The 9933-nt window shown below is 63.5% G+C and carries 9 protein-coding genes, 1 tRNA gene and 1 pseudogene; 4 read left to right on the top strand and 7 right to left on the bottom strand.

Annotated features, from left to right (window positions below):
* Both EN964_RS13515 and EN964_RS13520 read right to left on the bottom strand, forming a co-directional pair.
* A pseudogene (locus tag EN964_RS13515) lies at positions 1–479 on the bottom strand (UDP-N-acetylglucosamine 1-carboxyvinyltransferase); the annotation flags it as partial.
* Between the two features lie 146 nt (positions 480–625).
* Positions 626–820 carry a hypothetical protein gene (locus EN964_RS13520; RefSeq protein ID WP_127268678.1) on the bottom strand — a complete coding sequence of 65 codons (195 nt, stop codon included), beginning with the start codon at positions 818–820 and terminating at the stop codon, positions 626–628.
* 161 nt (positions 821–981) lie between these two features.
* Between EN964_RS13520 and EN964_RS13525 the strand changes: the two genes are divergently transcribed.
* From EN964_RS13525 to EN964_RS13540, 4 genes are all read left to right on the top strand, one after another.
* Positions 982–1056, top strand: a tRNA-Thr gene (locus EN964_RS13525).
* A 324-nt stretch (positions 1057–1380) separates the two neighbouring features.
* Entirely contained in the window at positions 1381–3006 is a 1626-nt protein-coding gene (locus tag EN964_RS13530; protein ID WP_127268677.1) for a DUF882 domain-containing protein, read from the top strand.
* A 170-nt stretch (positions 3007–3176) separates the two neighbouring features.
* Positions 3177–4082, top strand: coding sequence for a MurR/RpiR family transcriptional regulator (locus tag EN964_RS13535; RefSeq protein ID WP_127276437.1), 906 nt, complete (start codon positions 3177–3179; stop codon positions 4080–4082).
* A gap of 57 nt (positions 4083–4139) precedes the next feature.
* Positions 4140–5456, top strand: a complete 1317-nt coding sequence (locus EN964_RS13540; RefSeq protein ID WP_127272178.1) for a M20 family metallopeptidase — start codon at positions 4140–4142, stop codon at positions 5454–5456.
* 24 nt (positions 5457–5480) lie between these two features.
* Here EN964_RS13540 and EN964_RS13545 read toward each other — a convergent pair whose 3' ends face one another.
* The 5 genes from EN964_RS13545 to EN964_RS13565 all read right to left on the bottom strand — a co-directional run.
* Positions 5481–6515 carry a branched-chain amino acid ABC transporter permease gene (locus EN964_RS13545; RefSeq protein WP_127269238.1) on the bottom strand — a complete coding sequence of 345 codons (1035 nt, stop codon included), beginning with the start codon at positions 6513–6515 and terminating at the stop codon, positions 5481–5483.
* Positions 6512–7387, bottom strand: coding sequence for a branched-chain amino acid ABC transporter permease (locus tag EN964_RS13550; protein ID WP_127269237.1), 876 nt, complete (start codon positions 7385–7387; stop codon positions 6512–6514). The genes EN964_RS13545 and EN964_RS13550 overlap by 4 nt, the downstream gene beginning before the upstream one ends.
* A 12-nt stretch (positions 7388–7399) precedes the next feature.
* Complete coding sequence (locus EN964_RS13555; RefSeq protein WP_127269236.1) at positions 7400–8113, bottom strand: ABC transporter ATP-binding protein; 714 nt, start codon at positions 8111–8113, stop codon at positions 7400–7402.
* A complete protein-coding gene (locus EN964_RS13560) occupies positions 8110–8847 on the bottom strand; it encodes an ABC transporter ATP-binding protein (RefSeq protein WP_027035743.1) in 738 nt (245 codons plus the stop codon). The genes EN964_RS13555 and EN964_RS13560 overlap by 4 nt, the downstream gene beginning before the upstream one ends.
* 3 nt (positions 8848–8850) lie before the next feature.
* The coding region (locus tag EN964_RS13565) for an ABC transporter substrate-binding protein (protein ID WP_127276435.1) at positions 8851–9933 on the bottom strand (1083 nt) is incomplete at its 5' end.

Here is a 9933-nt window from a genome sequence, read left to right on the forward strand (position 1 = left end):
TTCCTTGTCTTGGCGATGACATAGCCGGTGTCGACGTCGATATCGGCGCCCAGCGCCTGCAGGCCCTCGAGGAACAGATCGACCGGCCGCGTGCCGATGGCGCAACCGCCCGGCAGCGACACTTTGGCTTCGCCCATGCGGGCCAGCAGCGGGCCGATCACCCAGAACGAGGCGCGCATCTTCGACACCAGTTCGTAGGGCGCTGTGGTGTCGACGATGTTGCGGGCGGAGAAGTTGATGGTGCGCGAATAGCCCTCATTCTGCTTCTCGCGGCGGCCATTGACCGAATAATCGACGCCGTGGTTGCCCAGGATGCGGATCAGTTGCTCGACATCGGCCAGATGCGGCACGTTTTCCAGCGTCAGCGTGTCGTCGGTCAAAAGCGAGGCGATCATCAAAGGCAGCGCCGCGTTTTTCGCGCCCGAGATCGGAATGCTTCCGGAGAGCTTGTTGCCCCCGACAATTCTGATGCGATCCATGGAAGAACGTCCCTCTCGGCCAAAAAGGGCCGGTTCAATCGTTTGAGTAGCGGCCCGTCTAGACCATTGGCCAATCTGGTTCAAGAATTACGCTGGTTCAAGAAATGGGATTTCGCCCACCCCGGGCCAAGAGTGGCCGATTTGAGTTAATCTTTTTGTATTTCCTTCGATGCAGCGAGCCCGTCCGGCCGCTCGTCGGCATCGCCGGTCCGCCGCGAGCGTGACTGCGCCTTGCGCTTCTGCAGATTGGCGCGCAATTGCTCGGCCAGCCGATCCTTGCGGATTGTTGCGCTGTTTTTCGGTGGACCATCCTTTTTCACTGGAATTGCCTTGTCGTCCATCGCCCCGTCCCCGCCGGCGACCCACCAGCTTGCTGTTCAGGGATAGCCAACATTGTGGCACTGCCATGTCATTAAAAGCTATCCGGCAAAGGCTTTCACAGAAGCGTTGCGCTTGGCCTTGCGCTTGCCGGTTCGATATGGCAGAAGCCCCGCCATCAGCGGCTGCGGTAGCTCAGTGGTAGAGCACTCCCTTGGTAAGGGAGAGGTCGAGAGTTCAATCCTCTCTCGCAGCACCAGTTTCCAACATCCTTGTTGCCGCACATTCGTTCTCTGCATTTGCGAGGGCGAGGCGGCTACATGGGAACGGCGCGGCCGTCGTGCTGGCGGACCTCATCAGCCGTGCATTGCTCCAGAAAATGGCTGCCACAGGCAACTCCAGCCGAAACGCGTTCTCGGAAGCGACACGATTCGTTAACCAAGATGCTGTTCATCAACATGACGTGTTGTGGCATGGACGCCTGTCTGCGTCGGTCAAGTCCATGCTTGTCAGGAAGAGGGCTGAAAGGCTCTTCATCTGGGCGGGAACCTGAAATCGCCCGAAACAAAAGAACGTGCAAGGCATGAACGTGAGCGAAAACGTGCAAAACGCCCCCCGTGCTTCCCGTCTTTGGACACTGCCTGCCATCATCGCAGCGTTCCTTTGCCTGTGTGTCACCGGCGCGTTCGCGGAGACGCGTGCTTTGAAGATTCAACATCTCCATACGGGCGAGAAGGCTGAAATCGTCTTCAAGCGCAATGGGCGCTATGATCCGGCGGGATTGAAGAAGATCAATCTCATGCTGCGCGACTGGCGTCGCAACGAACCGACGAAGATGGATCCGCGCCTGCTCGATCTTGTCTGGCAGGCCTATCGCGCCAGCGGCTCGAGAGCCTATATCCACGTGGTCAGCGCCTATCGGTCGCCAGCGACGAACGCCATGCTGCGCAGCCGCTCGAAGGGCGTGGCTCGGGAAAGCCAACACATGGTTGGCCGCGCGATGGACTTCTTCCTGCCGGATGTGCCGCTGAAGAAGCTGCGCGACATCGGCCTCAAGATGCAGGGCGGCGGCGTAGGCTATTACCCGACCTCCGGTTCGCCTTTCATACATATGGATGTCGGCAATGTGCGGCATTGGCCGGGCATCAGCCGCCAGGAACTCGCAAGGGTATTCCCGAACGGCAATACGCTGCATGTGCCGAGCGACGGCAAACCGCTGCCCGGTTATGGGCAGGCGTTTGCCGCCTACAAGTCGCGCAAGGGCGCCGGCACGCCCAACATCGACCTGGCAAGTGCCGACGGCGGCCAACGCAGGCCGGCGCGCGGCCTGCTGGCGACGCTTCTGGGTGGGCGCGGCGCGGACGAGACCGATGATGTCGCCGAAGCGGTGCCGGCGCCACGCAAGCCGGCCAAGTCCGTTGAACCCAGGCCCGCCGGCATCGCAATCGTGCCGCCGCAGGATGCCCAGCGCGCCGACATCCAGATGGCTTCCGTCGATAGGGCCGAAGAATCGCCGATTGGACCGGAGGGGAAGACGCCTGAAGCGATCGTCATGGCCATGGCGCCGGGCTCGGTGCCGCTGCCAGCCTTCGCCCCGCGCAGCGGGTCCACGACCAGCATTCCGACCCCGCAACTCGCGCCGCTTGCAGCAGCCAACGCTTCCACCGCGCGGGCCGAACTGGCCAATCCAACAGCAACCGATGCTGAAATTCCCTCGGGCAAGTCGGCCGGTCCCGCGGGCGGCGCGCCGGACATGGTGGCGTTCAACATCCCGTTGCCGACATGGCGACCGGAAAGCCCGACGCGCCAGCTTGAAGCAGACAAATCCGGCGATGCGGTCGCTGCCTTGCTGGCCTTGAACCACGCCGATGACGGCCACAATGGGTTGGCCGGCCAGCGGGTCTCGGTTGCCCAATCGAAGCCCGAAGATCGCGTCAGGACCAGCCCGAAGGCCGACCGTGTCCAGCCAAATCTCGATCCCGAAGCCACCGCGGTCATCGTGCCGGCAGCGTTGTCCCGGCCGATTGAGACAGGTCGTGGCATCGCCGGCGGAGCTAGCCCTGCGGCGCCCGTCATTGCCGCCAATCTCATCCGCACAGCGCCGGAGCACATCTATCTCGATGGATTCCAGCCGCGAGGACGGACCTCCGATCACCGGCGCTTCACCGGTTCCGCGGTCAAGTTCCTGCCCATCGCCAGCTTCAAATAGACGCCAGCCCTCGTTCGAGCCGACGTGGATGTGTTGCACGACTGGCTTGGCTGCCATGGGATAGCAAGTCATGCCGAACTCTCGATGGCTCTGTAAGAGAAGTTCCAAATTTGACAAACATGTGTGAAATTGTAAGATAATCGTCTTTCCGTCGGCGATGGGCGATGACAATGTCGATCCGCGAAGAACTGGCCAATACGACCGTGGCGTTCACCTCCGCGGAAGAGAAGATCGTCCAGGTCCTGCTCGCTGATTATCCGATGGCGGGGCTGGGCACCGCGACCCGGCTGGCACGGCGCGCTGGCGTCAGTGACCCGAGCGTGACGCGGCTGATGAGCAAGCTTGGCTATGTCGGCTTTGCCGATTTCCAGGCACGCCTGCTCACCGAAGTTGAATCCAGGCTGCATTCGCCGCTTTTGATGATGGAGGCCAAGCGCCCGGGCGGCTCCAGCGAAGGCACCGCACTTGCCTATTTCCATTCGGTTTCCGACAGCCTGGAGCGCACGCGCACGGCAGTGCCGGTGCAGGCCTACACGCGCGCCGTCAACCTGCTGCTGGAGAGCAAGGGGCAGGTCGTGCTGCTGGGCGGCCGGTTCAGCCGGCATATCGCCTCCATGCTGGCCGGCTACCTCCTGCAGTTCCGCTCCGGCGTGCGCGACATCGGTTCGTTGAGCCCCGCCGATTTCGACCTGTTGATCGACCTTGGCAAGCGCGACCTCCTCGTCGTGTTCGACTACCGGCGCTATCAGTCGGACGTGGTGAGCTTTGCCCAGCAGGCCAAGGAGCGCGGCGTCTCCATCCTGCTGTTCACCGATGTCTGGCTGTCGCCGATATCTGACATAGCGGACCTGACCATGGTCGCGGCGATCGACGCCAACTCGCCGTTCGACACGCTGGCAACGGCCGTTGCCCAGATGGAAACCGTGTTCGCCCACGCGCTGGAAGGCCACGGCGCCGGGGTGCGCAAGCGCATCGAGGACATCGAGAAGATCCGCAGTGCCAATGCGGTCACGCTCGATACCGCCCTGTCGTCATCGGCCGACGACGCCGCCAAATCCAAAACCACAAGGAAATAGTGTCGTTGCGCCCAGTGCAGCGATGCAAAGCGCCGCGACGCAGAGAAGGAAGCGACGATGCCCGACAACCAGACCATCATCGATGCCGTGCAGGCTGAGATCGAGACCGATCGCGACTGGTTGATCGGGCTGACCCGCGACATGGTCCGCATCCCTTCGGTCAACCCCAAATTCGAGCCCAATCCGGCGATCAACCGCGAGGCGGATGTCCAGGCGCTGCTCGAACCGATCCTCAAGCAGGACGGGTTCAGGACCGAGCAATGGGATGTCTTGCCCGGTCGGCCCAATCTGGTCGGCGAATGGGCGGGAGACGAGGATCGCAGCCTGATCCTGTGCGGCCATATCGACGTCGTGCCGGTCGGCGCGATGAAGGATTGGTCGGTCGATCCGTTCGGCGGCGAGATCACCAATGGCCGCCTCTATGGCCGTGGCGCCGTCGACATGAAGGGCGGCGTCGCCGCCTGCATCGCCGCCGCGCGCGCGATCCGCAAGGCGGGCATCACGCTGCAGGGCCGGCTCGCCATCCACTCGGTCGTCGACGAGGAAGCCGGCGGCTTCGGCGCCATGGACGCGGTGAAGAAGGGCAAGCTCGCCAAGGCGGTGCTGGTCGCCGAACCGACCTGGGGTGATGTCCTGCCGGTCGAAGGCGGGCTTGAATGGGCGCGGGTGACGATCCGCGGGCGCAACGCCCATTCGGCGCTGCGCTACAACGAGATCTATCCGCAGCGCCACGACAAGGAGCGGCTCGAGCCGGGCGTCAACGCCATCGAGATCGCCGCCCGTTTCATCGCCGCCGTGCGCCAGTATGAGCTGGACCGGACGCGGGCGAAATCGCATCCATTGCTGCCGCTCGGTATGAACACCATCAACATCGGCGTCATGCATGGCGGAACCGGCCTTGGCCAGCATGGCCTGCCGACCGTCATGACCAACCCGGCCATCATTCCCGACGTCGCGGTGCTCGATCTCGACATGAAATTCCTGCCCGATGAGAACTCGGCCGACTACCGCCGCGATTTCGAGACGTTCGTCCACCATTTCGCCCAGACCGATGCGTGGCTGCGCGACAACCCGCCTGCGATCCAATGGGAGCTCGGCGGGCTGTATTTCCCGCCGATGAACACGCCGGTCGATCATCCGCTGGTGACATCGCTGATGAAGCGCAAGGCCATGGTCGGCAAGGCGCCGCAGGCTCGCGGCTTCGTCGCCGTGTGCGATGCCGCGCACTATGCCGGCGCCGGCGTCGACGGTGTCATCTTCGGCCCCTCAGGCGACGGGTTTCACGGTTCCGACGAATATGTCGAGGTCGAATCGGTGGTCGAGACCGCCAAGGTGATCGCCGCTTCGGCCATCGACTGGTGCGGCATCCGCTGAGGCGCAGCCGCTATTCCGAAACGATCAGCCCGGGCGTTTCAGGCGTCCGGCGACGGCGCCCCATGAAGCCTTGATCATGCCGACCAGGCCGCTCGGGTAGGCCAGCATCACGCCGATGATCAGCATCGCCGTGATCATCGGCCGCCACGCGCCGAAATCGGCCATCCATTCGGCGAAGATCGTCAGCACGAAGGAGGCGACGATGGCGCCGTAGATGGTGCTGGTGCCGCCAAGCAGCACCATCGACAGGATGATGGTCGCCAGGCTCATGCCGAAGACGTCGATCGAGGCATTGCGCTGGTAGGCGGCGTAAAAGGCGCCGGCGATGCCGGTGAAGAAGGCGCTCGCGGCAAGCGTCAGCATGCGCTGGCGCACGATCGAGACGCCGCGGCTGATGGCGTATTCCTCATTGTCGCGCAAGGCGACGATACTGGCCCCGGCGCGTGAGCGCACAAACACGCGCAGGAACAGCGTACTTGCCACCAGCAGTGCCAGCGCGATGTAGAAATAGGCTGATTTGCCGTCGCGGACCATGTTATGGTCGAAGATATAGAGTCCGGGAATGCGCACCAGCCCTTGCGTGCCGCCGGTGATGGCCGACTGGCTGATGATCACCTGCATCACCAGCTGCGCGAAGCCGAAAGTGACCAGGATGATGTAGATGCCCTTCAGCCGCAGGATCGGGATGGTCACCAGGATCGCCGCCAGGGTTGCGATGACACCGCTGGCAAACAGCGCGATCCACGGGTCGAATTCGGCCAGCTTGGTCAGCAGGCTGTAGGCATAGACGCCGATGCCGAACAGCGCCAGATGGCCGAAATTGAAGACGCCGCCATAACCGAGGCTGAGGTCCCAGTTCGAGGCGACGATCGCATAGATGAAGGCCATGATCAGGATGTGGCGGGCATAGGTGTCACCGAAGATCAGCGGCAGCAGCGCCAGCAGGGCGAAGCCGAGCACGAAGCCGATGGCCTCCTGCTTCCACGGCGTGCGGCCTGGAGCGATCGGGGTTGCCGCCTCGGCGTGGCCAGGCGCGATCAGCGATGTCGTGTCGGTCATGCTAGGCCTCGGGAGCGGCTGGCAAAGATGCCCTCGGGGCGCACCATCAGGGTCAGGATGAGCACGCCGAACAGCAGTGCCGGCGTCCAGTACAAGCCGAAATAATAGCTGCAGGCTGCCTCGAAGAAGCCGATCAGATAGGCGGCGAAGATCGGACCCGATACGCTCGATATGCCGCCGAAAACGACGACGATCAGCGCCTTGAGCAGCGGGTCGCTGCCCATCACCGGCGACATGAAACGGTAGCCGCCCATGAAGATGCCGGCGAGCCCGGCCAGCGAAGCGGCAATGGCGAAGGCCAGCCCATAGAGCGCGGTGACGTTCAGCCCGACAAGGTGGCTGGCATCTTCATTTTGCGCCACGGCGCGGAGCGCCAGCCCCAGCCGCGTGCGGTTGAGGAACACCCAAAGTGCGGCCAGGATCAGCGGCGTGATCACGATGATGGCGATCTGGTGCAGGGAGACGCCGACGCCCCCGATGGTGGCGTTGCCGGCGATCAGCGCCGGGATCTGTTTCGAGCGCGGTCCCCAGATGGTCAGCGCGCCGTTCTCGATCAGCGACCCGGCCGCCAGCGTGGTGATGACGACGACCAGCACGATGTTGGGTCGGCCGATCAGCGGCCGCACGACGCTCGCCTGCAGGATCCAGCCGACGCCGGCCATGACGACGACGGCGATCGGAAAGGCGACCGCCGCCGGCAGGCCGAGTTCGACCAGCTGCCAGGCGATGTAGGCGCCCAGCATCATGAACACGCCATGGCTGAAATTGAACACGCCGATCGTCGTCCAGACCAGAGCCAGCCCGACCGCCATCATGGCGTAGAGCGAGCCCTGGAACAGGCCGCCGAACAGGATTTCCGCCAATGCGCTCATCTTCGGATTTTCCTAATGGCCAAAATACATCGACATGATCTCGCCGTGGTCGAGGCTTTCGCCCGGCTTGATCTCGGTCGCCACCGCGCCATGGTTGACGAGGTAGAGTTGCTGCGTCAGCTCCAGCAGGAATTCGATATCCTGCTCGACGACGATCAGCGGCACGCCGCCGCGCGAAATGTCCATGACGGAGGCGCAGAGTTCGTCCTTGATCTTGGGCGCCAGCCCCAGCGTCGGCTCGTCCAGGATCAGCAGGCGCGGATGGCTCATCAGCGCGGTGCCGATCGACACCATCTGGCGCTCGCCGCCCGACAATGTGCGCACGCGCTGGCGCCAGCGTTCCGCCAGTTTCGGAAACAGCTTGATCACCTTCTCACGGTTCTCCGCCTCATGCGGCCGGGCCCTTGGCGAATAGGCGCCGAGCGCCATGCAGTCGGCGATCGAGAGATCGGGAAACAGCCGGTTGCCTTGCGGCACATGGATCAGACCGGCGCCGACGATGGCGCGTGCGCTGCGGCCGGCAATGTCTTGCCCGTCGAACAGAATGCGGCCGCTCTTCGGCTGCAGCAGCCCGGAGACTGCGCGCAGCAGCGTCGTCTTGCCATGGCCGTTGGGGCCGAACAGGCCGACATTGCCGAAACGGCCGGCCTCCAGCGAGATATCGTGCAGCACGGTGACGCGGCCATAGCCGGCGGTGACGCCTTCGACGCTGAGAATGGGGTTCACGCCGCCGATCTCCTGGTGCCGAGATAGGCTTCGATGACGCGCGGGTCGGCGATCACGCCGGCCGGGTCGCCAGCGGCCAGGACGCGGCCATTGTTGAGCACCAGCAGATGTTGCGAAAGGCTCATCAGGAAGGTCAGCACGTGCTCGATCAGAAGGATGGTGATGCCGCGTTCGGCGGTGCGGCGGATCAGGCCGATAGACGTCTCGATCTCGGGCTTGGTCAGGCTCGATGCCGGCTCGTCGAGCAAGAGCATGCGTGGCTTCATGGCGATCGCGGTGGCCAGCATCAGGCATTTGCGCTCGAAGACGGACAACTCTCCGGCCAGCCGCCCGAAGGACGCGGACCCGAGCCCGACGAATTCCAGCGCCTCGGCGGCGGCATCGCGAGCTGCCACGGCCGTTTTTTCCTGCTTGCCGTAGCTGGCGCCGATCAGCGCGTTCTCGAACACGGTCAGCCCGTCGAAGCTGGTCTCGCGCTGAAACGTGCGGGCAAGGCCGAGGCGCGCGATCGCGTGTCCCGATTTGCCGTTTATGGCAAGACCGTCAAAGCGGATCTGGCCCCGGTCGGGGCCGAACGGGATGCCGGTGATGATGTTGAACAGCGTGCTCTTGCCGCTGCCGTTCGGGCCGGCGATGCCGAAGATCTCGCCGGCTTCGACCTTGAACGACACGCCGTCGACGGCCTTCAGCGAACCGAAGGCCTTCGACACGTCGTCCAGTTCAAGCAGGGCCATTCCCTACTTCATCCAGGGCTGGAGCTTGAAGGCGCCGGTGGCGTATTTTTCCGGCGAGATCAGCGTGCGCTGGCCATCCCAGATCTGGAAGAAGGTGATTGGAATATAGTCGTCGCCCTGCGTGGCAAGGTGGGTGGCGGGATCGAATTTCAGCCGCCCTTCCGCGACCTGCTTGTCGGTCTCCGACAGCGCCTTCATGATCGCCGCATGGTCGGATGCGCCGCCGACCTTCTTGACCGCGTCGAAATAGACATTGGTCATTTCGTAGAGGCCGACGCCGTAGGTGCCGCTCTCGACGCCGTATTTTGCCTTGAACTTGGCCGCCACCTCATCGGCGCGCGGGTTCTTCGGCGTCGTCAGCGCGCCGCCGAGCAGGTTGTAGATGACACCATCCGACTTCTTGCCGGTCAGCTCGACGAATTCCGGAACGCTCGGTGCGTATTGCAGGAAGACGAGGCTCTTGGTCGGCTGCTCGAGGAACTGGTTCAGGAACGACGCCGAATTGCCGGGCAGATAGTCGGTGTTGATGACGACATCGGGAACGTTCTCGCGCACCTTGGCGAGGATCGAACGCCAGTCGGTCACTTCGCCGAATGGCACGATCTCGTCGACGGTGATGGTCCAGCCCTTCTCCTTGAAGGTCTTCTTCATGCCTTCGGAGATGGTCTTCGAATAGGCGTTGTCGGACGAGATGATGGCGACCTTCTTGGTCGGCAGGGTGATCTTGCCATCGGCCGCGAGCTTCTCGACGAACAGGGTTACGTCGGTGTTGTAGGCGTCGAAGGAAGGGGTCAGCGACCAGCAGCACATATATTTGTCGGGGCTCGGCGCGATGATGTCCCTGGTCTGCTGCGAGGTGGCCGCCAGCATGTAGGGCATTTCCGCCTCGGCCATGTTGTCGATCTCGAAATTGGTCAGGCTGGCATAGCCGGTCAGCATGAAGTGCACGCCCGGATCGCCAAGCAGGCGCTCGACCGCGCTGGTGACGTTGCCGGCGGACTGATCCTTGACGTCGCCGACCACCAGTTCGAACGTATCCCCGGCAACGCCGCCGGCTGCGTTGGCCTCGTCGATGGCCATCTGCAC

Source organism: Mesorhizobium sp. M7A.F.Ca.CA.001.10.2.1, assembly GCF_003998575.1.
Classification (GTDB): domain Bacteria; phylum Pseudomonadota; class Alphaproteobacteria; order Rhizobiales; family Rhizobiaceae; genus Mesorhizobium.

Coding starts and splice junctions, on each gene's coding strand:
- EN964_RS13520 (WP_127268678.1), bottom strand. CDS start 820: ATGGACGACAAGGCAATTCCAGTGAAAAAGGATGGTCCACCGAAAAAC.
- EN964_RS13530 (WP_127268677.1), top strand. CDS start 1,381: ATGAACGTGAGCGAAAACGTGCAAAACGCCCCCCGTGCTTCCCGTCTT.
- EN964_RS13535 (WP_127276437.1), top strand. CDS start 3,177: ATGTCGATCCGCGAAGAACTGGCCAATACGACCGTGGCGTTCACCTCC.
- EN964_RS13540 (WP_127272178.1), top strand. CDS start 4,140: ATGCCCGACAACCAGACCATCATCGATGCCGTGCAGGCTGAGATCGAG.
- EN964_RS13545 (WP_127269238.1), bottom strand. CDS start 6,515: ATGACCGACACGACATCGCTGATCGCGCCTGGCCACGCCGAGGCGGCA.
- EN964_RS13550 (WP_127269237.1), bottom strand. CDS start 7,387: ATGAGCGCATTGGCGGAAATCCTGTTCGGCGGCCTGTTCCAGGGCTCG.
- EN964_RS13560 (WP_027035743.1), bottom strand. CDS start 8,847: ATGGCCCTGCTTGAACTGGACGACGTGTCGAAGGCCTTCGGTTCGCTG.